Origin of the sequence: Pseudomonas protegens CHA0 (assembly GCF_000397205.1) — a bacterium.
Classification (GTDB): Bacteria; Pseudomonadota; Gammaproteobacteria; order Pseudomonadales; family Pseudomonadaceae; genus Aquipseudomonas; species Aquipseudomonas protegens.
This window is the reverse complement of record NC_021237.1, coordinates 3467161-3491846: the sequence shown is the minus strand read 5'-3', so window position 1 is coordinate 3491846 and position 24686 is coordinate 3467161. Positions and strand designations below refer to the sequence as shown.

General features: G+C 65.2%; 24 protein-coding genes. 3 read left to right on the top strand and 21 right to left on the bottom strand.

Going from position 1 to position 24686, the window contains the following annotated elements:
- The first annotated feature begins 40 nt into the window (after positions 1-40).
- Entirely contained in the window at positions 41-1627 is a 1587-nt protein-coding gene (locus PFLCHA0_RS15640; protein ID WP_015635682.1) for a RimK family alpha-L-glutamate ligase, read from the top strand.
- A 6-nt stretch (positions 1628-1633) separates the two neighbouring features.
- Here PFLCHA0_RS15640 and map read toward each other — a convergent pair whose 3' ends face one another.
- Both map and PFLCHA0_RS15630 read right to left on the bottom strand, forming a co-directional pair.
- Complete coding sequence (map, locus tag PFLCHA0_RS15635) at positions 1634-2398, bottom strand: type I methionyl aminopeptidase (protein WP_011061387.1); 765 nt, start codon at positions 2396-2398, stop codon at positions 1634-1636.
- Positions 2395-2595, bottom strand: coding sequence for a ParD-like family protein (locus PFLCHA0_RS15630; protein WP_011061386.1), 201 nt, complete (start codon positions 2593-2595; stop codon positions 2395-2397). Before PFLCHA0_RS15630 ends, map begins: the two co-directional genes overlap by 4 nt.
- 295 nt (positions 2596-2890) lie before the next feature.
- Between PFLCHA0_RS15630 and ilvA the strand changes: the two genes are divergently transcribed.
- Positions 2891-3928 carry a threonine ammonia-lyase, biosynthetic gene (ilvA, locus tag PFLCHA0_RS15625; RefSeq protein ID WP_015635681.1) on the top strand — a complete coding sequence of 346 codons (1038 nt, stop codon included), beginning with the start codon at positions 2891-2893 and terminating at the stop codon, positions 3926-3928.
- Positions 3929-4002: 74 nt separating this feature from the next.
- Here the strand turns inward: ilvA and PFLCHA0_RS15620 are convergent, their stop codons facing one another.
- Together PFLCHA0_RS15620 and eco are read right to left on the bottom strand one after the other, a co-directional pair.
- The gene (locus PFLCHA0_RS15620) at positions 4003-4308 is read right to left on the bottom strand and encodes an NIPSNAP family protein (RefSeq protein WP_011061384.1); all 306 of its coding nucleotides are present in this window, start codon (positions 4306-4308) and stop codon (positions 4003-4005) included.
- A 27-nt stretch (positions 4309-4335) separates the two neighbouring features.
- Positions 4336-4812, bottom strand: coding sequence for a serine protease inhibitor ecotin (eco, locus tag PFLCHA0_RS15615; RefSeq protein ID WP_015635680.1), 477 nt, complete (start codon positions 4810-4812; stop codon positions 4336-4338).
- A 517-nt stretch (positions 4813-5329) separates the two neighbouring features.
- Here eco and PFLCHA0_RS15610 point away from each other — a divergent pair.
- Entirely contained in the window at positions 5330-5593 is a 264-nt protein-coding gene (locus tag PFLCHA0_RS15610; RefSeq protein WP_011061382.1) for a DUF1652 domain-containing protein, read from the top strand.
- A gap of 124 nt (positions 5594-5717) precedes the next feature.
- On the opposite strand, the gene PFLCHA0_RS15605 is transcribed toward PFLCHA0_RS15610, so the two are convergent.
- The 17 genes from PFLCHA0_RS15605 to PFLCHA0_RS15525 all read right to left on the bottom strand — a co-directional run bounded on the left by PFLCHA0_RS15605 (position 5718) and on the right by PFLCHA0_RS15525 (position 24149).
- Positions 5718-5975, bottom strand: coding sequence for a DUF2790 domain-containing protein (locus tag PFLCHA0_RS15605; protein WP_011061381.1), 258 nt, complete (start codon positions 5973-5975; stop codon positions 5718-5720).
- Between the two features lie 155 nt (positions 5976-6130).
- Positions 6131-6910, bottom strand: a complete 780-nt coding sequence (locus PFLCHA0_RS15600) for a carbohydrate deacetylase (RefSeq protein ID WP_015635679.1) — start codon at positions 6908-6910, stop codon at positions 6131-6133.
- A complete protein-coding gene (locus tag PFLCHA0_RS32085; protein ID WP_015635678.1) occupies positions 6907-8031 on the bottom strand; it encodes a GNAT family N-acetyltransferase in 1125 nt (374 codons plus the stop codon). Before PFLCHA0_RS32085 ends, PFLCHA0_RS15600 begins: the two co-directional genes overlap by 4 nt.
- Positions 8028-8732: a GNAT family N-acetyltransferase gene (locus PFLCHA0_RS15590; protein ID WP_011061378.1), complete on the bottom strand. Its 705-nt coding sequence runs from the start codon at positions 8730-8732 to the stop codon at positions 8028-8030. The genes PFLCHA0_RS32085 and PFLCHA0_RS15590 overlap by 4 nt, the downstream gene beginning before the upstream one ends.
- On the bottom strand, positions 8729-10657 hold the full coding sequence (locus PFLCHA0_RS15585) for a hypothetical protein (protein ID WP_015635677.1): 1929 nt from the start codon (positions 10655-10657) through the stop codon (positions 8729-8731). The genes PFLCHA0_RS15590 and PFLCHA0_RS15585 overlap by 4 nt, the downstream gene beginning before the upstream one ends.
- The gene (locus PFLCHA0_RS15580; RefSeq protein WP_015635676.1) at positions 10654-11964 is read right to left on the bottom strand and encodes a lipopolysaccharide biosynthesis protein; all 1311 of its coding nucleotides are present in this window, start codon (positions 11962-11964) and stop codon (positions 10654-10656) included. The genes PFLCHA0_RS15585 and PFLCHA0_RS15580 overlap by 4 nt, the downstream gene beginning before the upstream one ends.
- Positions 11961-12959 carry a polysaccharide deacetylase family protein gene (locus PFLCHA0_RS15575; protein WP_011061375.1) on the bottom strand — a complete coding sequence of 333 codons (999 nt, stop codon included), beginning with the start codon at positions 12957-12959 and terminating at the stop codon, positions 11961-11963. The genes PFLCHA0_RS15580 and PFLCHA0_RS15575 overlap by 4 nt, the downstream gene beginning before the upstream one ends.
- 1 nt (position 12960) lies before the next feature.
- Positions 12961-14097: a glycosyltransferase gene (locus PFLCHA0_RS15570; RefSeq protein WP_015635674.1), complete on the bottom strand. Its 1137-nt coding sequence runs from the start codon at positions 14095-14097 to the stop codon at positions 12961-12963.
- A complete protein-coding gene (locus tag PFLCHA0_RS15565) occupies positions 14090-15055 on the bottom strand; it encodes a glycosyltransferase family 2 protein (RefSeq protein ID WP_015635673.1) in 966 nt (321 codons plus the stop codon). The genes PFLCHA0_RS15570 and PFLCHA0_RS15565 overlap by 8 nt, the downstream gene beginning before the upstream one ends.
- Before the next feature lie 144 nt (positions 15056-15199).
- A complete protein-coding gene (locus PFLCHA0_RS15560; RefSeq protein WP_015635672.1) occupies positions 15200-16570 on the bottom strand; it encodes an O-antigen ligase family protein in 1371 nt (456 codons plus the stop codon).
- The gene (locus PFLCHA0_RS15555; protein ID WP_015635671.1) at positions 16567-17667 is read right to left on the bottom strand and encodes a glycosyltransferase family 4 protein; all 1101 of its coding nucleotides are present in this window, start codon (positions 17665-17667) and stop codon (positions 16567-16569) included. Before PFLCHA0_RS15555 ends, PFLCHA0_RS15560 begins: the two co-directional genes overlap by 4 nt.
- An 11-nt stretch (positions 17668-17678) precedes the next feature.
- Positions 17679-19271, bottom strand: a complete 1593-nt coding sequence (locus PFLCHA0_RS15550; protein ID WP_015635670.1) for a GumC family protein — start codon at positions 19269-19271, stop codon at positions 17679-17681.
- 11 nt (positions 19272-19282) lie between these two features.
- Positions 19283-20302: a polysaccharide biosynthesis/export family protein gene (locus PFLCHA0_RS15545; protein ID WP_011061369.1), complete on the bottom strand. Its 1020-nt coding sequence runs from the start codon at positions 20300-20302 to the stop codon at positions 19283-19285.
- A gap of 22 nt (positions 20303-20324) precedes the next feature.
- Positions 20325-20969, bottom strand: coding sequence for a CpsD/CapB family tyrosine-protein kinase (locus tag PFLCHA0_RS15540; RefSeq protein WP_011061368.1), 645 nt, complete (start codon positions 20967-20969; stop codon positions 20325-20327).
- Between the two features lies 1 nt (position 20970).
- The gene (locus PFLCHA0_RS15535) at positions 20971-21723 is read right to left on the bottom strand and encodes a sugar transferase (protein ID WP_019093969.1); all 753 of its coding nucleotides are present in this window, start codon (positions 21721-21723) and stop codon (positions 20971-20973) included.
- 57 nt (positions 21724-21780) lie between these two features.
- Positions 21781-22800, bottom strand: coding sequence for an NAD-dependent epimerase (locus PFLCHA0_RS15530; protein ID WP_011061366.1), 1020 nt, complete (start codon positions 22798-22800; stop codon positions 21781-21783).
- Complete coding sequence (locus PFLCHA0_RS15525; protein ID WP_011061365.1) at positions 22797-24149, bottom strand: UDP-glucose dehydrogenase family protein; 1353 nt, start codon at positions 24147-24149, stop codon at positions 22797-22799. The genes PFLCHA0_RS15530 and PFLCHA0_RS15525 overlap by 4 nt, the downstream gene beginning before the upstream one ends.
- Positions 24150-24686: the final 537 nt, after the last annotated feature.

Below are 24686 nucleotides of genomic sequence, written 5' to 3'. Positions count from 1 at the left end.
TTAATAGAAAGGGTCAGGTTCTTCAGCGAGAGCGAACTTTATGTCAGCGGTACAAGGTCATTGGCGAGAAGTATCCGGGCAAAGTTTGCCGGCGACAATCACTTCCTCAACTAATATTGCCCGGCTGGACAAAACCTCAAGCCAGGTAATCATTATTGTCGAACGCAAGGAAGACTGGGCCTCGTACTTTCCCAGCGACGACATCCTCACGGCCCAGGAGTACCTCGAACACAGCCGCGAAAGCGCGCCCGGCAAGCGCGTCCAGGTGATCAACCTGTGCCGCAGCTACAAGTACCTGGGGCATGGCTACTATTGCTCGCTATTGGCTGAAGCCCGCGGCCACCGGGTGATTCCCTCGGTGCGCACCATCAGCGAACTGACCCGCAAGGCGCTTTACGGGTTGGCCCTGGACGATCTCGACAAGAGCCTGGAAAAGGCCCTGAGCAATCATCTTTACCGCGATACCGAAGGCTTTACGCTGACCCTCTACTTCGGTCGAACTCATATAGAGCCCTTGCAGGAATTGGCTCGGCAATTGTTTGAACTCTTCCCTTGTCCGATCCTGTTAGTTGATTTCAAGCGAACTAACAGTTGGCACATCGAAGGCGTCAAGTCGGGGGCGCTGCATAAGTTGCGCGAAGATCAGGAAGATCAGTTCGCCAACTCCCTGGACAGTTTCAGCCGCAAGGTCTGGCGGGTTCCGCGCTCCCGGCAAGTGGCCCGTTATGACTTGGCCATTCTCCATGATCCCCAGGAACTGCTGCCGCCTTCCAACCCTCGGGCGCTGGAGAGTTTCATTCGCGTGGGCAAGGGCCTGGGCATCGATGTGGAACTGATCGAGAAGAAGGACTATTCGCGGCTGGCCGAATATGACGCGCTGCTGATCCGCGAGACCACCAGCGTCGACAACCACACCTACCGTTTTGCCAAGAAGGCCGAGAGCGAAGGGCTGGTGGTGATGGACGACCCGGCGTCGATCCTGCGCTGCACCAACAAGGTCTACCTCAGCGACCTGCTCAAGGGCCATCAACTGGGCATGCCCGCCACCGAGATTCTCTACAAGGAGCGACCGCAGGATTTCGAACGGGTCGGCGAGCGCCTGGGTTTTCCCCTGGTGCTGAAGATCCCCGACGGCTGTTTTTCCCGCGGAGTGATCAAGGTCGAGAGCCAGCAGGCCTTGATGGAAGCCACCGCCGAGCTGTTCGAGCACTCGGTACTGCTGCTGGCCCAGGAGTTCTTCTACACCGAGTACGACTGGCGCATCGGCGTGCTCAACCGCAAACCGATCTTTGCCTGCCAGTACTTCATGTCCAAGGGCCATTGGCAGATCTACAACCACAAGGCCAAGGGCCAGGACATCAACGGCGAGTGCCGCACCCTGGCGATCCACGAAGCGCCCCGGGCGGTGGTGGATCTGGCGGTGAAGACCGCCAACCTGATCGGCGACGGCCTGTATGGCGTCGATCTCAAGCAGTCCGGCGACAAGGTGGTGGTGATCGAGGTCAACGACAACCCCAACCTCGACGCCGGCATCGAGGATGCCTACCTGCAGGACGATCTCTATGCCCTGGTGCTGGAGGAGTTTGTCCGCCGCCTGGAGCTCAAGCGGCGCGGCCAGGCCTGGTAGGGGCCTTCATTGCGGTTGCAGGGTCAGCACCTCGAAGCCGTCCCGGGTCACCGCCACCGTGTGTTCCCACTGGGCCGAGAGGCCGTTGTCGCGGGTGACCACGGTCCAGCCATCCTTGAGCCCGCGGACCCGGGCGCTGCCCTGGTTGAGCATCGGCTCGATGGTGAAGACCATGCCCTCGCGCAGCTCCAGGCCGGTACCGGGACGACCGAAGTGGAGGATTTGCGGCTCTTCGTGCATCTGCCGGCCGATGCCATGGCCGCAGTATTCACGGACCACGCTGTAGCCCTTGGCTTCGGCATGGGCCTGGATGGCATGGCCGATATCGCCCAGCCGGGCGCCGGGGCGCACCACCTTGATCGCCGCCCACATGGCCTCGAACGTGGTGTCCACCAGGCGCCGGGCCTTGGGCCCGACAGTGCCGATCAGGTACATCTTGCTGGAGTCGGCGATGTAGCCGTTCTTCTCCAGGGTGATGTCGATATTGATGATGTCACCGTCCTTGAGCACGGCCTTGGGGTGGGGCATGCCGTGGCACACCACCTCGTTGATCGAGGTGTTGATGCAGTAGGGGTAGTTGTACTGGCCCTTGCTGGCCGGGCGCGCCTTGAGTTCATGGCGGATCAGGTGTTCCACCGCGGCGTCCAGCTCCAGGGTGGACAGGCCGGGGGCGACAAAACCGTCGAGATAGGTGAACACCTGGGCCAGCAGCCGCCCGGCTTCGCGCATCAGCGCCAGTTGTTCCGGGGTCTTGATCAGGGCCTGGGTCATGCGCGCCCCCTGAGCAGGTCGGGCTTGTTCAGCAACAGCTTGTTGATCAGGTCGTTGTAGGCCAGGTGAGGGTTGAGTTCGGCCAGCAGGCCGATCTTCATCCAGAACTCGGCCTGGGCATTGATCGAGCGGTCCATGGCGGCGCTGGCCACGCGGATCTGCTCGTGCAGTTCATCGGAGATCTTGACGATGCCCATGGGGGGCCTCCCTTGAGGAAATATACGAATCATATATGTTTCGTATATTTGGCTTCAAGCCACGGTGCCCAATGGCAGACGTCGCCGTTCAAGGAGGCCGGGAAAAAAGCGTTGACCGGAGCCTGCTGGCGCGAGTAATTTCCAGCCCATGACTTTCCCTGCATATCGTTTCCAGCCAAGCATTATTACCGCCATTCCTTATTGGCGGGCTTGCTGACGACTGCACCCAACCCGCCCTGGAGGCGGGTTTTTTCTCTCTGTCTCCCGGGCTTCGTACACAGCCAGGAGATCCACCATGAGTCGCCCCAGCCGTTCTGCCACCCCCCAGCCCAGTGCCGACATGGCGTTGCTGGAGCGCTACGTGAAGATGATTCTTGCGGCGCCGGTCTACGACCTGGCGATCCGTACGCCGTTGCAGGCGGCGCCGGCGCTGTCCGAGCGGCTGGGCAATCAGATCCTGCTCAAGCGCGAAGACCTGCAACCGACCTTTTCCTTCAAGATCCGTGGCGCCTACAACCGCCTGGCGCACCTCACCCCGGAGCAGAAGCTGCGCGGAGTGGTCACCGCGTCCGCCGGCAATCATGCCCAGGGCGTGGCGCTGGCGGCGCGGGAACTGGGGATCAAGGCAAGCATCGTGATGCCCGCCAGCACCCCGGAACTCAAGGTGCTGGGGGTGCGCAGCCGCGGCGCCGAGGCGATCCTGCATGGCCAGAGCTTTCCCTTCGCCCTGGAGCATGCCCTGGATCTGGCCCAACGCACCGGCAGTACCTTTGTTTCACCCTTTGATGATCCCCATGTGATTGCCGGGCAAGGCACCGTGGCCATGGAGATCTTGCGCCAGCAGCAGGGCGAACTGGACGCGATCTTCGTTCCGGTCGGCGGTGGCGGGCTGATCGCCGGGATCGCCGCCTATGTCAAATACCTACGGCCACAGATCCGCATCGTTGGTGTCGAGTCCGAACATTCCAACTGTCTGCAACAGGCCCTGGCGGCAGGGCAGCGGGTGGTGCTGCCTGAAGTGGGAACCTTTGCCGACGGCGTTGCGGTGGCGCAGATCGGTGAGCATGGTTTCCAGATCTGCCGGCATCACGTGGATCAAGTGATCAGCGTCAGCAACGACCAGCTGTGTGCGGCGATCAAGGACATCTACGACGATACCCGCTCCATCACCGAGCCCTCGGGCGCCCTGGCGGTGGCGGGCATCAAGGAATACGTGGCGCAAAGCGGCGTCCGCGGCCAGACCCTGGTGGCGATCGACTCGGGGGCCAACATCAACTTTGACAGCTTGCGCCACGTCGCCGAACGCGCCGCCCTGAGCAACGCCGCCTTGTAGGAACAGACCTGCCAGCGAAGGCGTCCTGCACAGCGATGCAGACCTCAAGGGCCCATTCGCCGGCAAGCCGGCTCCTACGACAGCAGAGGGCGCATGAAGCTGCGTTCGTAGCTGAGGATGAAGCGCTTTTGCACCACCGCCGCTACCAGGGCCACGCTTTCCGGGTCACTGAGGGCGCTCTGGCGGTAGGCTTCGTAGTCCGCCAGGGAAGGAAAGCTGAACAGGCAGTAGGCGATGTTGCTGGCACCTTCGGAGGGCAGGAAATAGCCGTGGTGGGTGCCGCCCAGCCGCCTCACCACCGCGATCCAGGCCTTGGAGTAGGCTTCGAACTCGGCCAGTTGGTAGGGGTCGATCACGTATTTGACATGGCAGGTAATCAAGGGCGGCACTCCGGCTGGGGGGATGGCTTATTCCTGGCGGGCGTTTTCTGTCTTGTCCGCGGCGCTCCACAGGCGGTAGCGCACTTCCACGTCCTTGGGCGCGTAGATCACGATCGGCAGCTTGCTGTTGTAGCGCAAGACGAAGCCGTCACCGGTCACCGGGACGAAATCCTCGCGGGTCTTGCCGTCGGGGCAGGCCATCCGCGTACTTATCGGGCCGCTGACCTGGTCCAGGCGGTAGTAGGGATAACCCCAGCCTTCGAGGTTCTTCTCTAGCAGTTTGCCGCCCAGGCGCTGCAGGTTGCAGTCCACGGTGAGGGTCTTGCCGGCGAGGATCTCGACCTTGTAGCGGTCTTCGTGCTGTTGCTTGGGCAGGTGGATGACCTGGCGGGTGAAGCCGTCTTCGGCCTTGGGGTAGGGTGCGGTGTCTTCGAGCTTGGCGGCAAAGGCCTGGGCGCAGAGAGCCGAAAGCAGGGTGACGCTGGCAAGGGGGAGCAGACGCATGAAGCCTCCTGGCTGATTGAAAGCGCGATACACCCGTTTGAGTGGGCGCCTTGGGGAAAGTCCGGCCCGGGCATTCTGACCGGCGCCCGAGGCGCAATGCAAACGTCCTGGGTAGCAGGGCATTTTGCAAGGCCAACTGCCTGCTTTCTTGCACTTTGCACGGCTGCTCGTACGCCGCGTGCCGATTTCGCAGGGCCCTGTGGCGCTGCCGGCCAGGCACGTTTCCTGCTGCCTTATCAATCAGGCCCGCGATTGAGCAAAACCTTGAAACAAGACCAGTTGCACGCAAATGGAGGGATAGGCCGGCGGCCGGTATGGGCTGGCAGCCAACCCAGCGAAAAACCCCGGTGCTCAGAGCGAAATCGAATTTAGCAGCCTCGGGAAAGCGGCTTAGTCTGTAGCTTGGCTCCGTCTGCAAGGATCAAGACCGGGCCCGGATCACTACCGAACACGGACGTCATTGTTGTCAGGTTGTTTGCCTATTGATTGGCCGTCTCGAACAAAGGAGAGAGTCGCCATGTTTCTATCTGCCCTTGAACTGCGAAATATCATTGAAAGCAGCTTTCTGCCCAAACGCTGCCAATGCACCCTAAGCCCCGACCTGTCGATGACCGTGAAGGTCTTCGGCGACCATCAAACCGACCGGGTCGACCTGGTGGTTACCGGCATCGACGCCTCGCAGCTCAACGGCTGTCGGGAAATCAACGAGCTGATTGCCGAATTGCGCTACGACCTGGCGCACAACCCTCGCCAGGTTGCCCCTCTGCGGCGTGCATTCTAGGCGCCTTCGGGAGTAGGGAATTCAACAGGGGGGCCGCCAGGCCGCCGCGAACCCCGGCTTGCCGATCGGCACCGGGCGTGATGAGGGGCCGCAGCGCGGCCCCGTGTGAGCGTGTTGCACAGCCTCAATTATCGGTGGTGCACGCATCCGACATCTTTCTGTAGGTGATTTCCTCGGGCTTGCCCTGGTTGTCGATGAACTTCATGTCGGCGGTGATCACTTTGCACTCCTGGGTCGCAGGTTCGGTCATCGAGATCACTTTGCCCACATGCAGCGGCATTCCATAGTGGTAGGGCACGGCGGTGGTGCTGTCTGCCTGGGCCAGGCCACTGAGGGCACTCAACAGCAGGGCGGTGGCAGTCAAACCGATACGCAGGTTCATGGCAATTCTCCGATGCAGGCTACGTCAGTTCCGCGCCAATCAGGCGTTAGAACTTGCCGCGCAGCGCTTCAGATTGTTCTGAACTAGCGCGGTCAATGACACTTTTAGCCTGACGGATTAATTGCCGATTAAATTGCATAGGGAGCTAATGTTTTTTACAGCTCGCTGTAGGCAATGCGTTGATACCCGGGCAATGCCTGTTGCAGCAGTTGCTCCAGAGACTGCTGCGCCGGCAGGTAATCGTCACCGAAATCACCCTCGGCCAGCTGGGTCGGGTGGGCCACCACTTCAATCACGCCGGTCGGGCGAAAACCTTCCAGCAGGTCCCTGGGCGTGCACACGCTCTGGGCCCCGGCCCCGCACAACCAGCGGATACGCAGGTTGAGCGCGCTCTTGAACAACCGCTTGATTGGCCCGATGTTGCCCCCCACATTGCGCGCCAGGCGCACCGGCACCCCTTGCTGCGCGGCGAAGCGAGCGACGATGGCTGCCACCGGCCACAGGTTGTGCACGTGCTGGTGGGAGTCGATATGGCTGGGCCGCACGCCCTGATCGACACAGCGCTGCCACTGGGCCTGCAACTCCTCGCGCACCGCCTCGGCCGCCGCGGCCGGCAGGCGCAGGGCCGAGCGCCGCAGGTTCAGGTCGAACTGCCCCTGAGGGTCACAGAACAACGGCTGGTGGCGCATCGCCGGGCTCAGTGGCGCGCCGTAGGTGAGGTTGAAATGCAGGCCGATGCGTCCCAGCAAACCGTGCTGCTGGGTCAGTTCACAGGCGTCGTTGAACGCCGGCATGTTGGCCATCAGGGTCGCCGAGCTGATCACCTCTCGCTTGAAGGCGCGCAGGGTCAGCTGGTTGTAGTCCAGGTCGAGACCGAAGTCGTCGGCATTGACGATGACCCGGTGGGCCCGGGCGGCAGTCAGGGGGCGGTTCATGGGCGGGATCCTTGTACGGTGTTGGCCTGGCGCCGTTCGCGCCAGGCCTTGAGGCGCGGCTTGAGCCACTGCCAGATGCGTTCGGCGGTACCGGCCAGCAGCGCTCGCGGGCGCCAGGAATAGAAGCTCCAGCGCTGGTGTTCCACCAGGCCGCTCATGCGTTCATGCAACTGATGGCTGGAGCGGCTGAGGCTCACCCGCGAGGCATCGACCCACTGCCAGCCTTCGTCCAGCCCCCAGCGGATCCACTCATCCAGCAGCAGCCGGCCGCTACCCAGGTTCTTGTATTGCGCCAGGAAGGCGATGTTGTAGTCGTACAGGCGGCCGCGCTCCAGCAGGCCGAGGCGATAGCTGATGCAACGGCCCTGGTGTTCCAGCATCACCACCCGCACACAACCTTCGGCGGCCAGGCCGCGCAGGGCGCTGGCCATCCATTGCCAGCGCAGCTCCCCGGAGAAGATCCCCAGCCCGTCTGCGCCTTTCCAACTGGCCTGTTCCACCTCGCGGAGCATTTCCAGCACCCCGTCCATGCCGTCGGCCTGGGGCGCCATGCGGATCACCCGAGCGTCGATTTCCGCGCAGCGTTTCTTCGCCCGGCGCAGCTCGTAGCGCAAGGTGCCGGTGGCTTCCTCGCGGTCGCTGTCGACAATCAGGTGTTCCGGCGCCCGGCAGCTCAGGGCCTGTTCGCTGTACCAGCTGGCCCGGCGCCAGGGCGCCAGCAGGCGCTCGGCGTCCACCAGTTCATGAAGTTGCAGCAGGTCATGGGGCAGTTGCCGGCGGATCTGCTCCAGCACCTCGGGCATGGCGCCTTGCGCCGGGTCCGCGACCAGCAGCGCCAGGCGGTCGCTCAGCGGATGCCCCAGGTGGCGTACCACCTGCAGGCGCAGGCCGGCCCGGGTTTCGCGGCCCAGGGTCAGCGGCAGGCAGAGCACCAGGCGCTGGCCGTGCCAGCCCAGGAGGATCTGCAAGTGCCGGTGATCCAGGGCCCGTTCCGCCCCCTGCAGCCAGCTCAAGCGATTGAACGGCGTGGCCTGTGGCACTTGCTGGTGCAGTTGCTCATAGGCCGCCACGGGAAAGTCCTGGGTGCAGAGGCTGGCGCACCATTGCCAACGCAGGCTCACGAACGTTCCTTGTCGATAGGGCTGGAACCGCTGGGCTGCTGTGCCAGGCGCCCGCGGCGCAGGTGGTGCAGGCGTGTCTGGTGGTAGGGCCGGCGGCGGTGGAAGTGCAGGCAGCGCAACAGGCAGTAGACATGCAGGGATTCACCCACTTCCTGGAACCCCAGGCGCATGTGCATCTTCAGCGCCGGCTCGTTGCGCACGTTGACCAGGGCCCGGGTGGCCTTGAAGCCGCGCTCGCGGTATTCGTCCCAAAGCAGCTTCTGCGCCAGGATCACCACCCCCGAGCCGCGATACGGCACCGCGCACTCTCCGGCGAACTGATACAGGCAGCCCGGCGGGATGCGCATCCAGCAGCGGTACAACTGATCGTCGTAGTAATCGCGCTCACTGATCCACACCATCATCATCACGTTGCCGTCTTCATCCAGGTGTGCGCTGCCGCGGCTGCCTTTGTCCAGCAGGCCGCGAATGGCCGGCAGTTGCGCCTTGAAGTACTTGTCGAAGGCCGGCAGCAGCTCGCGGGTGATGGGCACCTGGGGCCAGCGGCCGGGGTTGATGGGGCAGGGCACCGGCAAGGCCAGGGAGCGTTCCAGGGTCAGCAATTCCCAGTGGTAATAGAAGAAGCGTTCACGCAGCACCCGCAGGCTGCCACGCAGGCCCTTGCGGCGGATTCTGGCCAACAGGCCGGTCAAGCGACTCATAGGGTTTTCCAGGTCAAGGCAAACAGGGTTTCACCGGGCACCTGCAACTGGGCCCGGCCATTGCTGCACTGCACGGCGGCGGAGCGGCTGTGCCCGTCGGCGCCGAGCAGTTCCAGGCTCGGGCCGGCCTGGCAGATCTGCTCGGCGCCGTCCAGGTCGATGGTTTGTGCGCGCGGGGTCTTGGTCACGCCCAGCAGGCTGTGGCGCGGGCCATCGCGCAGTGCCAGGGCATCCACCTCGAAGGCCGGGTTGTCCAGCGCCTGGACCTGCCCCAGCCAGTGCCGCTGGATGAATTGCTGGGCCACGGCCACCGGCTTCAGGCTGAAGCGCTGGGCGTCGTGCTGGGCCAGCATGCCCTTGGGGTACTCGGGCTCATCGGCGGCCTGGAACCAGTTGAGCATGTCCAGCAGGCCGTCCTGGGAGGCATTGGCCACCACCGACATCCACCACAGGGCGGCGTAGTGAGTGTCCTGCTGATAGGGGCTCAGGTCCGGGCCGCTGGAGATATTGGTCTGGCTCAGCAACAGCGCCTTGCGCGGCCGGCCCAGGTCATCCAGGCCCACCAGGTCGGCGGCGGCGCGCACGCTGGCGCGGTAGCGGCGGGTGGCCAGCAGGTCGCGGACCATCCACTCGTGCCAGGCCATGGCGTCGATATCGGCGCCGTGGGCCTCTAGCAACTGGCGCGCCCAGTCGATGCCGCGGCGCTGCCCGGCACCGATGCGAAACGGCCCGTCCAGCAGCCGCGAACTGACCGGCATGGCAATGCGCACACCTGCGGCCCGGGCCTCGGGGTTGGCCTTGACGTGCTCCAGCATGCGCCCGAAGTAGCTGGCGAACACGGCGTAGCTGGGGTAGTTGAGGTTGGGTTCGTCGGCGAACGCCAGGTAGTGCAGGCCCTGGTTGCCCAGGCGCACGCTGTCCGCCAGCCAGGCGTCGAGGCCGGCGAAGCTCTGGCTGTCGGCTGCCAGCACCGCCCGGCGCCCGGTGCCCGCCAGCAGGGTGATGTCGCGGTCGATCTTGAACGTTTCGCGGTACAGCCGGCGAAAGCCCAGCTCGCGCTGGGGTTCCTGCTGGATCACATCGACGAAGCTGTAGAAGTTGGCCGCCCGCGGCCCCAGGGCCCGCAGCAGTTCAAAGGTCGACTGCGGCGGCTGGGCATAGGGCAGGGCGATCCCCAGGTGCGGGCTGGGGCCGCGCATCTGCGGCTTGAGGCTCAGCTCGACCCGGCCCGGTGTCCATTGCAGCGGGTGCAACTGGCGCAGGTCCTGGGCGAACAGGTTGGCGGTGCCGTCGAGCCAGAACGCCACCTTGCCCGAGCCGCCCAGGGACAGGCGCCAGACCTCGTCCTGCTGGGCCACCGGCAGTTGGATCTGGTCGAACTGACCGTACTGCGGGTGCTCCACCAGCTTCAGGCGCAGCAACTGGTGGTCACTCAGGCGCGTGGCCTGGAGCACGCTGACCCCACCGTAATACTTGCCCGCCAGTACCGCCTGCTCTCCGGCGGCCACGCGAAAATACAGCTCCACGCCACTGGGCACGTCGGCGCTGAAATGCACCTTGGCCGGTTCGAACTGGGCCCGGGTGGCGCTGTCGTGGCTGACCTTGAAGTTGCGAAAGCTGTAGCCCGGTACCTGCAGCCGGTAGTCGCCCTGGGCCGCGGGCAGTTGGACTTCCCGCTGGCCGTAGGGTTGGTCGGCGCGAATCTCCAGCTGTTGCAGCAACTGGCCGTCCGGGCGCAGCAGGTACAGCTGCTCCTGGTTGGCGTCGCTCTGCCAGGCCGGGCTCCAGCGCAGGTGCAGGGTGTCGCCGGCCTCGGCTTGCAGGTACAGGCTGCCGTCGCGGATATCGCCCCATTGCAGGGGCGCGGCGTGCAGGGCAGTGGCCGCCGAGATCAGCATCAGGGCGAGCAGGGAACAGGGTTTCATTGAAGCCTTTCCTTAGGGCGCAATAACTGGCGCACGTAGACGATGTCTCCAGGTAACAGGATCAGGGTGCGGTACCAGGCCACACCGCTGAGGTGGCAATACAGGCCGAGCATGGCCAGGCTCACCGCGAGGTAGGCGATGGACGAGGCCAGGCCGGCGCCGGCGATGCCCAGCGACGGGATCAGCAGCGCATTGAGCGCCAGGTTCAGCAGGGCGCCACCGGCCAGCAGCAGCGACAGCGTGCCGGGGCGCTGCTTGCCCAAGAGGTCCAGGCGCAGGATGCTCGCGTAGCACAGGCCGAACAGCCCGGGCAGCAAGGCCAGCAGGGCATCGTAGGCCGGGGCGTAGTCGGCGCCGAACAGGGTGACAATCAGCCACTGGCCGATCAGCGCCATGCACAGGCAGGCGCCGAGCATCACCGTGGCGGTCAGGCGCAGGGCCAGGGCGGTCAGTTGCTCGATGCCCGACCCCTGTTGCAGCAGGCGCTTCATCAGTGGCGTGGTCACCGCCTCGGGAATGATCAGCAGCAGCTCGGCGGCGGCGCTGGCCATGGCGTACCAGCCCAGGGCCGCGGGGTCGAGCAGGGCACCGATGAACAGGTAGTCCGAACGCAGCATCAATTGTTGCGACAGCACCCCGGGGTGGCTCTGGGCGCTGTAGCGCAGCAGCTTGCCCTGTTCCCCGGCCTGCCAGCGCAGGCCCAGGTCGTGGAAGCGTCGCAACCAGCACCAGCCAACCACCACCACCAGCAAGGTGCCCCCCAGCCAGCTGACCAGGGCCGCCGACAGCGGCTGGTCGCGCCAGATCCACCACAGGCCGACGAACAGCAGCAGCGGCACCAGGGATTCCAGCAGGCGCAGGGCATTGAAGGCTTCGACCCGGCCATCGGCGTTGTGCAGGGTCAGCAGGCCGCTCTTGAGCACGGTGATGGGCACCGCCAGCAACAACAGCCAGGCCAGGTCCCCCAGTTGCAGGCTCAGTTCCCACTGGCTGCCCAGGGTGTTCATCAGCGCCAGCCCGGCCAGGGTCAGCAGGCTGGCCAGCAGGCAGCCGTAGACCAGCACCTGGGTCAGTAGCAGGCCCATGGGCCGCTGGCGCGCGGCTTCATAGCCGACCGCGGTGTTCAGCCCGCCGCTGGTCAGGGCGGCAATCAGGTCCGGCAGGGTGCTGAGCAGGGCGAACAGGCCGCGATCCGCCGGGCCCAGCAATCGAGCCAGCAGCACGTTGCGCAGCAGCCGCAGGCCGATCATCGCCAGGCGCGTGCCCATGCTCAGGGCCAGGTGCCAGAGGTAGCCGCCGCGCTTCATGCCCGGGCTCCCTGCAGCAGGCGCCAGGCCAGCAAGCCGGGGCGGGCGGCGCTGGCGTGGCTGACGTCGATGCGTGGCAAGGCCAGGAGCGGGTTGCCACTGGCCTCGATCAGCCCGGGGCGGGTGCCCAGGGCGTAGCGATAACCCAGCCCGGCGACGGCGGCGCGCACCTGGGCATTGTGGTCGCCATTGGGGTAGCAATAGACCCCCAGCGGCGCCTGGCAATGGTTCTGCAACGCCTGATGGGAGCGTTGCAGATCCGCTTTCAGCGCGGCCTCGTCAAGGCCGGTGAGAATGGCATGGCTGGCGCCGTGGGGCCCAAAGCGCACCAGTGCCGAACGCTCCAGGCGCTGCACCTGGGCCCAGTCCAGGCTGTGGGGGCCGTGCTCGTTGGGGCAACTGTCGGCCAGGGCCTGGAGGGTGGGCCCGGGCAGGGTCTTCAAGCGTTGCAGGTAGCGCCCCAGGAGCCGGCTGCGGGCGTCGCTGTCACCCGGCTGCAACAGTTCGGCCGCAGGTGCCAGTTGCAGCGCCTGCAACTGTTCCAGCAGCGGCCGGGCCGCGGCGCTTGCGGGCCGCAGCCAGAGCGTTTCGCCGATGGACTCCCACCAGAAGCCCTGGGCGCTGCCGATGAAGTCGGTGGAGAGGAAGATGCTCGCCGGCACCTCGTAGCGCTCCAGCAGCGGGTAGGCCACCTCGGCGTTGTCGCGCCAGCCGTCATCGAAGGTCAGGGCCAGGCGCGGCCGGTCACCGCCGGGGTATTGCAGCAGGTGATTGAGCGGCACACAGTCGAAATGCCGCCGCAGCCAGCGCAGCAGGTGCTCGAACTGGCGCTGGCCGACACACAGTGGCGCCCGGTGCGGCCGGCGGGCGGCCTGCTCGTCGGCCAGCACCCGGTGCAGCATCAGCACCACCCCGGCTTCGCTGAGGCGGGCGCGGCCGACGCTGTGCAAGTAGGCGCTGCCCAGCAGGCGCTTGAGGTTGAGTTTGAGGTTCATGTCAGCGGTTCTGTTGTGGGTTCCACAGGGCATAGCGCTGCCCGCGGAGAAATTGCCAGAGGCCCATGCTCATGCCGGCCATTGTCACCAGCACGAAACCGGCCAGGCGAAACACCTTGGGCAGGCGCCCGCGGCGGTCCAGCAGGCCCATGATCCCCGCGCCGTAACCCAGCACCTGGGCCAGCAGGGCCAGGCTGTAGAAGGCGCCGGCATTCCACAGCAGCAGGCTGCTGACCAGCAGCGGCAGCAACAGCACCGGGGCCAGGCGGCGGATCAGCTTGTGGCTGATCAGGGCGATGGCGTAGGCGCCGTGGCGCAGTGGGTTCATCAGCTCGCGGCGCTGGGCCAGGCTCTGCAGGCCGCCGACGGTGACCCGCAGGCGCCGCCGGTACTGCTTGCCGGCTTCGTCCACGCCCTGGTCCAGCACCTGGGCCTCCTCGACATAGACGATCCGCTTGCCGGCCACCGGGGCGCAGGTGCTGATGAAGAAGTCATCGTTGACCTCGGCCGGAACCCGCTGGAACAGTTCGCGGCGCAGGGCCAGCAGCGCGCCGTCGGCGGAGACCATGCAGCCGGTGCGGTTTTCCGCCTGGCGCAACCAGGCCTCGTAGTGCCGGTACAGGCTGTCTCCCAGGCTCAGGTTGTGCCCGGGGTCGGGGATGATCATGTGCCCGCCACAGGCCCCTACCTGCGGGTCGGACAAGGGCGCCAGCAGCTTGCCCAGGGTGTCGTGGGACCACTGGTTATCGGCGTCGGTGAACACCAGGATATCGTTGCGCGCCAGTTCCACCGCGGCGTTCAGCGCCCCGGCCTTGCCCACCCGAGGCAGGTCCAGGACCACGATCCGTGAGTCGCGCACGCCCAGGGCCGTGGCCACGGTGTCGTCGCTGGAACCGTCGCTGGCGAGGATGATCTGCAGGTCGGTGGCCGGGTAGTCCTGCTGCAACAGGGTGCGCAGCTTGTGCTCGATGTGCGGGCCTTCGTTGTGCGCGGCGATGATCACGCTGACCGACAGCGGCGCGCCTTCCTGCACCGGCCGCGGCCTGACGAACAGGCTGAGCAGGGCCAGCAGCAGGGGGTAGCCGACCCAGGCATAGAAAGGCAGTAGCAGGCACAGCCAGAAAAGTATTTTAGCCACGGTCAGGTCTCTCGGCAGAACGGTTGAACAGGGCCTGCACCAGGGCCAGGGCGCCCAGGTGCAGGCGCACCCAGTGCAGCAGCCAGAGTTGCAGGACGAACAGCGGGTCGCGTTGGCGCAGGCCCTGGCGCACGGCCAGGGCCAGGGGCGCCAGCGCCCCCAGCAGCAGGCACAGGCCCGCGGCGCCGGGCAGGCCCGCGAGCAGGCACAGCAACGCCACGAGGCTGAGCAGGGCGCAGGCCAGGCACAACAGGGGAAAGCGCAACAGGCGCAGGCTGAAGCCGCTGCCCTTGAGCAATTGCACGTGGCTGCCCTGGCGCCAGCGTTCCTTGCCGGCCCATTCGGCCCAGCTGGCCTCGTAGCCCCAATGCAGCACCTGGGGCTGGGGCAGACTCAACTGGCGGGCGCCGGCAGCGTGCAGGCGCAGGCCGAAATCCTTGTCCTCGCCGGTGCGCAGCTGTTCGTTGAAGCCGCCGACCCGTTCGAACCAGGCCCGCTGCAGGCACAGGTTGGGGGTGGGCATCCACGGCAGTAGCCGGGGTTGCGGGTCGCCGGCCAGGCTGCGGCGCTGCCAGGCCCGGGCGAACCAGGGGGCGCTGGCGGGTGCCGCGCAGTCCAGGGCGAAGACCTCGGCACGCTGCTCGGCATGGGCCTGCTGCCAGAGCTGCAGCCAATTGCCGGGCACTTCGATGTCGGCGTCGAGGAACGCCAGGCTATCGCCGGTGGCCACCGCCGCACCGCGGTTGCGCAGGGCGCCGATGCCGATGCCCGGGCACAGCAGCACCCGCGCGCCCAGCTCCCGGGCCCGTTGCGGCCCCTGATCGGTGGAGCCGTTGTCCACCACTATCAGTTCGCAGTCCAGGGTCGCCGCCCGGGCGGCGCGCAGCACGCTGTCCAGGGTGCGGGTGATGTGACGCGCCTCGTTGTACATGGGCACGATCACGCTGATCCTTTGCATCTTTGCCTCCCTTGGCCAGATTGCGTTGTTGTCGTGGGCGCCGGGTGAGGGCGCGGTGTTGCTGTTCTGTCGGTGCTGCTCCTGGGGGCCAGAAGGCCCTTCGGGCCTTGTCGCAGCCTGGGGCAGTGGCTACACGCGGCGTTGTCAGGCCGGGGCCGGGCGCGGTACGGGAGCGTCTTCTGCCTGCAGGCGCAGGACGCTGGACAGGGCGAGGAAGATCCACAGGTACTTGTGGTTCGGCGCGCTGAGAAACAGCAGGAACACCGCCATGGCCAACAGGCTCAGGCCCAGGTGGGTGGCGATATCGGCCTGTTCGCGCTGGCCCCGGGCAAGAAAGCCCTGGCGCGCCCGTTCGAAGTTGCGCAGGCCCATCAGCATCAGCGCCACGAAGCTCAGGCCGCCGGGAATGCCCAGCTCGCTGAACAGCTCCAGGTAGGTGTTGTGGGCCCGGCGGAACAGGTCCGGCTCGTTCATGTTTTCCGAGAAGCTGCTGGCAAAGCCGGTCTGCGCGTAGTGGATCGGGAAGGTCCCCAGGCCCGAGCCCAGCAGCGGGTTCTGGCGGATCATCTGGCCGCCCACCACCAGGTAGGAGGTGCGCCGGCCCAGGGAGGTGTCCGCCGAGTGCGCGCCGGACTTGAGCATGCTCAGGGACTGGATCCGCGCCACGTACTCCGCCGGCAGCACGGCAATGCCCAGGGGAATGACGATGGCCACGGCGAACATGGCGAAGCCCAGGTGCTTGGGCCGCAGGCCCTTGAGCCGGTCGCGGTAGTGCCAGACGCCGATGGCAATGGTGAACAGCACCACCAGCAGGCCCGAGCGCGAGTCGGTCTTGGTCATCCCGGCCATCAGGGTCAGGCTGATGCCGACCCAGAACAGCCGCACCGGCCAATGGGGCGAACGCAGGGCGAGGAAGATCGCCGGCGGCACCGCCATGGCGATCAGCAGGGCGAAGTAGTTGGCATCCTGCAACAGGCCGATGGCCCGGCCGCCCACCTGGTACTTGGCCGATACCAGGGCGATCACACAGGTGATGGCCACGCTCACCGCCAGCAGGCGGCAGAGCATCAGCAGGTTGACTTCCCGGGCAATCAGCAGGGTGACGAAGAACAGCACCAGGCCCACTGCCAGCTCCCGCAGGCTGTCCAGCGACACCAGCAGGTTCTCGCTGTACAGCATGCTCAGCAGCAGGCACAGCAGAAATGGCCCCAGGGCCCGCCACAGGTTGCTGCGCAGGCGGGTGTCGGGGATCTGCCGCAGCAACAGCTTGAACAGCATGATCAGGATCAGCGAGGCGCCCAGCAGCTTGGCCCCGGAGAACGCGCTGTCCTTGAACAGGCCTTCGAAGGGCACCAGGGCGCAGATCCCCAGCAGGCCCCAGCCCGGGCGCCGGTACAGCAGCGCCAGGCCGAACAGCCCAACCACCACCAGCGGCGCAAGAAACGGCCAGGGGCTGGCCAGCAGCAACAGTGCGGCCAGGCCCAGCAGCAAACCCAGGAACGGAGCGGCGATCATACTCGGGAGCTCTCTCTGGCGACGCGGTACAGCTCATCCCAGCGGCGAGCCAGGGTGGGCAAGTGATAGTGCTTGCGCTGGGTGACCTGGGCGGCCTTGGCCAGCTCCCCGGCCAGTACCGGGTCGTCCAGCAACTGGCCGATGCAGCGCCCCAGCCCGGCACTGTCCAGGGGCTTGGCCAGCAGGCCGTTGTGCCGGTGCTGCAGCACATCGGGAATCCCGCCCACGGCAAAGGCCACCACCGGGGTGCCGGCCTGCATGGCTTCGAGCAGGATCATCGGTGTGCCTTCGGTGCGTGAACTCAGTACCAGCACATTCAGGCGCTTGAGCCAGGGCTGCATGTCGTTCTGATAGCCCGGCAGCAGGATGCGCGTGGCCAACCCGGCTTCGTTGATGCGCTCGCGCAGGGCCTGGTTCTGTTCACCATCGCCCAGCAGCACGGCCTTGAGCGCAGGGCGCTGCTGGCACAGGTCGATCAGCGCATCGAGAAACAGGTCCGGGCCTTTTTCCGCGCTCAGGCGCCCGACGAAACCCACCAAGGGTTCCATTTCGTCGCGGCGTACTTCGGGCTCGCGCAGCGGCGGCCCGTCCAGGCTCGCCGGCAGTTCCAGGGCCGGCTCCGGCAGGCCGTTGGGGATCACCCGCAGCTTGCCCTCGGCGACCCCCGCCTCCAGGTGCAGCAGGGCAATGCTCTGGGCCACGCAGGCGACCCGGCGCACCCGGCGGCTGCGGCACAGGCGCAGGCTGAGCCAGGTGTAGAACTTCTGTTTCAGGCTGCGCGGGGTGAAGCCGTGCTGGGTCATGACCAGGGGCAGGCGCAGGCGCCGGGCGCAGACCCAGGCAAACACCTGGGCCTTGAAGTTGTGCGCGTTGAGCAGCCCCGGCTGTTGTCGCAGGTGCGCCAGCAGTTCCTGCAGGCAGTGGCAGTTGTGGCTCGCCACGCCGGCCTCGGCGAAACGCTGCAGCAGCGCATCGGGGGCATTGATGAACACCACCCGATGCTGCCCCGGGGTGCCCAGGCAATGATCCAGCAGCATGCGCTCGGCACCGTAGAAACCGCCGCTGTGGATCAGGTGCACGATAGGCTGCGCGGCCATGCTCAGGTCGCTCACTGTTTGGCCCAATGCCAGGCCCAGCGCCAGGTCCAGCGCGGGTACGGGTTGACCTGGGGCTGCTCGACCGCGTTGAGCACCATCAGCACCGGCAGGCCGAGGTGATCACTGACCTGGGCCGGGTGCTTGAAGCGATGGTCGAAGAACTCGTAGACATAGCCCAGGGCAATGGCCAGCAGCAGGCCGGTGAGCAGGCCCAGGGGAATGATCAGCATCGGCTTGGGGAACGCCGCTTCGCTGGGTTCGTAAGGCTGGCTCAGGACCCGCGCGTTGGACAGCTCGCCACTGATCAGGCGCTCGCCACGGCTCTCTTCGTAGCGCTGGGTGTAGGTGAAGAAGGCTTTGTGCAAGGCATCGATTTCAGTGTCCAGCTGGCGCAGTTTGCTCAGGACCTCTTGCAGGTCGCGCACCCGCGCCTTGTAGTCGTTGATCCGCGCGGTCTTCTGGGCGATCACCGACTGGGTGATCTGCAAGTCGCTGCTGCGCTCGCGCACGCGGTTTTCCACCACCTTGAGGAACTGCGCCCGGGCCCGCACGATCTGCTCGCGCTGCTGCTGCATGGGCACGCTGTCGGCGCGGTAGGTGTCGGCGGTGGTGCCGTACTGGCTCACCAGGTTGGTCAGCTGTTCGCCCAGTTGCTTGATCTCGCGGTCTTCGTAGGCAACGTTGTCCACGGTGTTGGCGAAGGCGAAGGGGAAGGTGTAGTCGGTGAGGCCGGCCTTGCGCGCGGCAGCCAGGTTCTTCTGCAGGTAATCCAGGCGGCGCTGGTTCTCCAGGGCCTGGTCGCGGTAGCCGTTGAGCGATTGCTCTTCGGTGTTGATGGCGTTCAGGCGGAAGGTGATCTCTTCCTTGGGGTCGGAGGCGTGGGCCGCTTCCAGCAGGGCCTGGCGCTTGCCTTCCAGGTCATCCAGGCGCGACTGGTACTGGGCCTTCTTCTGTTCGTAGAAGGCTTCGGGCAGTTCGTTGGATTGCAGGTCCTGGCGGTTCTTCAGGTAGTTGGCCAGCAGGCGCTCGACAAAGCGCGTGCCTTCGGCGGCGTTGGGGCTGGCGTAGACGATGGAGATCACGTTGGAGCCGGGCAGGGTGCCGATCTTCAGGTCCTTGACCGCCTGGTCGGTGAAGGCATCCAGGCTGGTATCGCGCACCGGGTCCACGGCCAGGCCGAAGAAACCGCGCACCGGATTGATCACATGGTTGCGCAGGGGGTCGATCAGGCCATTGCGGATCGGCTTGATGATCAGCCGGGTCAACAGGCCCTCGCTGCCGCCGAACTGGCCTTCGCGGCGCAACTGGTCGATGGTGTCGCGGATCAGCGTGGGTGAACGCAGGATGTTGCTCTCGGTCTCCATGTCCGCCAGCGACGGTGGGATGAACTTGTCGGAGTCCGGGGCGAGCACGGTGTTGGCGTCGGTCTGCGAGAGTTTCTTGGACTGCACGATGACTTCGGCAGTGATCTCGAAGCTCTGCTTGAGCACCAGGGGCAGCAGCAGGGCGATCACCGCGAAACCCAGGAACACCCGTTTGATCAGGCGCCGATTGACAAAGAACACGAGCAGGAACTCGTGCAGGTAGTTTTCGATCTTGGTCATCAAGAGGGAACTCAGTTGTTGTTCGTTTCTTTGTTGTCGACGCGGTAGCCGAAGCTGAACCCGACACCCTGGAACATGATCACGTCCGCCAGCTGCTTGCTCAGGGCGCCGGCCTTGGCCAGGCGGGTCTTGGGCACATAGAGCATGTCGTCGGGCTGCAGGTAGGCGAATTGCAGGGCCTTGCCGTCCAGCGCCGCGTCGGCGTCGTAGACCCGGGCTTCGACCTGGTTGCCCTTGCGCCGCATGATCACCACCGAATCCAGGCGTGCAGTGGGGCCGGCCCCCTTGGCCAGGGTCAGGGCCTCAAGCACCGAGATCGGCCGGCGGATCGGGTAGGCTCCGGGCTGGCCGACTTCGCCCATGACGAACACCTCGTTGGAGGCGGTGGTCTTGAGCAGCACATCGACGCTCACCGAACCCACCTCCTTGGCATAGCGCTGGTTGACCAGGGTCTGCAGCTCGCTGAGGCTCTTGCCCTGCAACGACAGGCTGCCCAGCAGCGGGAAACTGGCGCGGCCGTCGGAGCCCACGACGATCTCGCGGCTAAGCCCGGTGGCCGGGTTGGTCAGGCTGGTGCGCAGGTTGTCCAGCTGGGCCATGGCGTGGGAGATCGAAAAGTTGATCTGCGGCTTCTTCAGCACCTTGGCGTATTGGGTTTCCAGGACCTGGCGCGCCTGTTCGGCGGAGAGCCCGGCGACCTGGATGTTGCCCACGTAGGGCATGTCGATGCTGCCGTCGGGCAGCACCAGTTTGCTGCCGCCCAGTTCCGGAGCGGTGAGGAAGGTCACATCCACCTGGTCTCCGGGCTGCACGAGGTAGCGCTGCTGGCTGGTGGTGCCGATATGGAAGATCACGTCCAGCACGTCCTGGGGCCGCAGCACCTGCTCGATGGGCACCACCTCGGTGAGCTGGGCCTGGTCGGCCGGGGCGCTGAGGATCTGCACCGGCATCTGCTGCGGCTCGCGATTGACGCAGCCGCCCAGGGCCAGCAGCAGTGACAGGCTCAGCAGGGAAAGTCTTGGCTTGTTCATGGTTACACGGTCCTTGTGCCGGTCAGAGACGGTCATAAACCCACTTGGGCATGTAGTACTTGCGGGCGTTGAACACGCTGCCGATCAACTTGGCCTCGGCCTGGATCAGGCGCTGGGCGGCGGCCTGGGCCACTTCCCAGCGGGTTTCCTCACTGCGCACCACCAGCACCACGCCGTCGACCTGGGTGGCCAGGGTGAGGATGTCGCCGCTGCTGTAGACCGGGTCGCCGTCGATGATCACGAAGCGGTATTCCTCGGCCAGGGCCTGCAGCAGTTCGCGCAGCAGTTCCGGGGTCAGGCGCTCGCTGTACTGCTGGCGGCGGCCCAGGGGCAGGAAGTCGAAATTCACCGCGTCGCTGCTCTCGATGCACGAGGCCAGGGGCGGCGGGGTTTCGGCCAGTGCCAGGTCGAGGAAGCCGGGCCGCTCATCCAGGGCCAGGCGCCGGGTCAGGCTGCTGTCCGAGAGGCTGGTGTCCACCACCAGCACCCGGCCGCGGCTGGTGCGCGCCAGTTCGTTGGCCATGCTCAGGCTGCTGCTGGTGACGCCGCTGTTGCGGTTGGCCGCGGTCAGCAGGATGACCCGCAGTTCCTGGTCGAGTACGGTCACCGCCAGGTTGCTTTCGCTGGGGCTCTGGATCTTCAGACTGGCAAAGGTTGCTGCCGCCATTTCAACTTGCTCCGTGGCCATTGAGGACCTTGAAAGGGGTTTTGATCAGGATCTTCAGGTCGAGCCAGGGGCTCTGCTGGAAGATGTAGGTCATGTCGAGGGTCACGCGGCCGTCGAAATCCACGTCGCTGCGCCCGGATACCTGCCACAGGCCGGTGATCCCCGGGTAGATGCTCAGGCGGCCGAGGTGGTGTTCCTTGTAGGTCTGGGCATGGAACGAGGTGGGGCGCGGGCCGACGATGCGCATCTGGCCGAGCACCACGTTGATCAGGTTGGGCAGCTCGTCGAGGCTGGTACGGCGCAGGAAACCGCCGATTCCAGTGATCCGCGGGTCGCGGTCGATCTTGAAATCCACCGAGTCGGCGCCGTGCTTGTTCAGGTGGCGCACCGAATCCTTCAGGGCCTCGGCGTTGACCACCATGGTGCGGAACTTGTACATGCCGAAGCGCCGGCCGCGAAAACCGGTGCGCAACTGCACGAAGAACACCGGGCCGGGGCTGGTGAGCTTGATCAGCAAGGCCACGACCAGCAGCACCGGCGACAGCAGCACCAGCAGCACCGCGGCCAAAAGCGCCGAGGTCAGGCGCTTGCTGCGCGACAGGGTCCAGGGCCGCCCGCCGTCGCGGCCGGTGATCCAGCCGTGCTGTTGCAGGTCGATGGCGGCCTGGACCTTGCGCCGGAACGGGTCGTTGCGCCGGTCGATGTGCAGCGGGGCGGGCACCTCGGTTGCGGGCGATGAGAGAGGTCTATCCATATCCACCGGGAATACTTCCATTGCAGGGGTTGGGTAAAAACGTTCGGCTGTCGCGGCTCAGGACGCCGCGCCCGGGTAGTAGCTCAGGTACCACTGGACGAACTCGCGCAGGCCTTCCTCCAGGGGCACCTGGGGGCCGAAACCGGTGAGGTTTTCCAGGGCGCTGACATCCGCGCAGGTGTTGAGCACATCGCCGGGCTGCAGCGGCAGGTATTCCACCTGGGCCTTGTGGCCGAGGAGTTTTTCCAGGGTCGCCACGTAGTCCTTGAGCTCCACCGGGCGCTGGCCGCCGATGTTGAACAGGCGCCAGGGCGCCATGCTGGTGGACGGGTCCGGCTGTTCCCGGTCCCACAGCGGATCGCGCACTGGCGGCTTGCCCAGCAAGCGCACCAGGGATTCGACGATGTCGTCGATGTAGGTGAAGTCGCGCTGGTGCATGCCGTAGTTGAACAGTTTCAGCGGCCGGCCCTGGCTGATGGCGTCGGCGAACAGGATCGGCGACATGTCCGGCCGGCCCCAGGGGCCGTACACCGTGAAGAAGCGCAGGCCGGTGGCGGGCACGCCGAACAGGTGGCTGTAGCTGTGGGCCATCAGCTCGTTGGCTTTCTTGCTGGCCGCATACAGCGACAGCGGGTGGTCGACGTTGTCACTGACCTTGTACGGGGTCTGCTGGTTGGCCCCGTACACCGAACTGGACGAGGCGTAGATCAGGTGTTGCACCGGGTAGCGCCGGCACATCTCCAGCAGGTTGAGGAAACCGCTGAGGTTGCTGTCCAGGTAGGCCTTGGGGTTTTCCAGGGAATAGCGCACCCCGGCCTGGGCGGCGAGGTTGATCACCACCTGGGGCCGTACTTCGGCGAACAGCCGTTCCAGGCCCTCGCTGTCGGCCAGGTCCAGGCGCTGCAGGGGAAAGTGCCCTACCTGGCGTTCCACCCAGCGCACCCGGTCGCGCTTTAGCTGGGGGTCGTAGTAGTCGTTGAAATTATCCAGCCCGGTGACCTGGTGCCCATCCTTGAGCAAACGCAGTGCGGTATGGGCGCCGATGAATCCGGCGGCCCCGGTGATCAGGATATTCATGCGCGCAATGCCTCCGGTACACGGTAGGGCAGGCCGATGCTCAGGTAATGCAGGCCGGCATCCGCTGCCTGTTGCGGGTTGTAGAGGTTGCGGCCGTCGACCACCAGGCGATCCCTGAGGGTCTCGCGCAGCAGCGTGAAGTCCACCACGCGAAAGGCCTTCCATTCGGTGCAGATCACCAGCGCGTCGGCGCCTTGCAGGGTGTCGTCACGGGTGGCGCACAGTTGCAGGTCATCGCGGTAGCCGTACAGGCGCCGGCATTCGGTCATGGCTTCCGGGTCGTAGGCCTGGACCTTGGCCCCGGCCTCCCACAGTGCCTGCATCAGGTAGCGGCTGGTGGCTTCGCGCATGTCGTCGGTGTTGGGCTTGAAGGCCAGGCCCCAGAGCGCGATGACCTTGCCCTGCAGGTTGTCCCCCAGGTGCGCCTTGAGCTTGCGAAACAGCACATGGCGCTGCTGCTCATTGACGTCGCGCACGGTCTTGAGCATGTGCGGTTCCAGCCCGTGGCTTTCTGCGGTGTGGATCAGCGCCCGCAGGTCCTTGGGGAAGCACGAGCCGCCGAAGCCGGCGCCGGGGTAGATGAAGTGGTAGCCAATGCGCGGGTCGGCACCGATGCCCTTGCGCACGGCATTGATGTCCACCCCCAGGCGTTCCGCCAGGTTGGCCATCTCGTTCATGAAGCTGATGCGGGTGGCGAGCATCGCGTTGGCCGCGTACTTGACCAGCTCGGCGCTGCGGTTGTCCATGAACATCAGGCGGTCATGGTTGTGGTTGAAGGGCGCGTATAGTTCGCTCAACTGCTGGCGGGGCAGGTCGTCGGCGCAACCGACGATGATCCGGTCCGGGCGCATGCAGTCGGCCACGGCCGAGCCTTCCTTGAGGAACTCCGGGTTGGAGACCACGTGCACCCGCAGTTCGGATTTGCCCAGGTCTGCCAGTTGTTCGGCGACGGTCTCGATCACCAGATCGGCGGTGCCCACCGGCACCGTGGATTTGATCACCAGGGTCTTGTCGCTGAACATCAGGCAGGCAATGTTGCGCGCCACCGCCAGGACATGGTCGAGGTCGGCGGAGCCGTCTTCGTTGGAGGGAGTGCCGACCGCGATGAAAATCACCTTGCCGTGGCCCACTGCATCGCTGGCCTGGGTGGTGAAGTGCAATCGGCCGGCCTTTTGATTCTCTTCGATCAGGGTCGCCAGGCCCGGCTCGTGAATCGGCGGAATAGAACGTTGCAGCTGGGCGATCTTGTGGCTGTCGATATCGACACAGACCACGTTATGCCCGACATCGGCCAGGGCAACTGCTTGCACCAGGCCAACATAGCCAGTACCAAAAACGCTGACTTCCAAGGGAACGACCTCGTCCATGATGAGTGTTGGGGTGAGGGTGGTTCTCACCTTCTGAAAAGGCGTATGGCACATTGCCGCTATCACGCTCTTTTTTTGACACTACCATAACGTCGAGACGTTTAATTGACGTTTTGCTGTGTTACATAAATGACAGCTGTGTTTTGTTTATTTTTCGATGCATAAAATAATGTTTAAAAACAATTAGTTAAGCGTCTTCATGATGGTCATCATGGAAAGCGTCAAATAGTTGGTTTTTGTTAATAAATGACTGAAAAAACCGACGAACGGTAGTGCGGTAAGACGAAAAGCTGATGCCTTTTTGATATTACCTGCTATGGCAGCCTGGGTTCCGAAGGCGAAGCTGAGCAGTTGGACAGTTTTTTTGACGCTTTCTGCAGCTTTAAAACTGTTGAAATTGATCGGTTTTTTCAAAGATATGGCTGGCAAAGCGGGACGGGTAGCGCCGGTTATGACCAGGCGGGCGTCAGACTAAAGTCGGGTTGGGAGGGTAGGGGCTATCTGCCATCATTGCCGGTC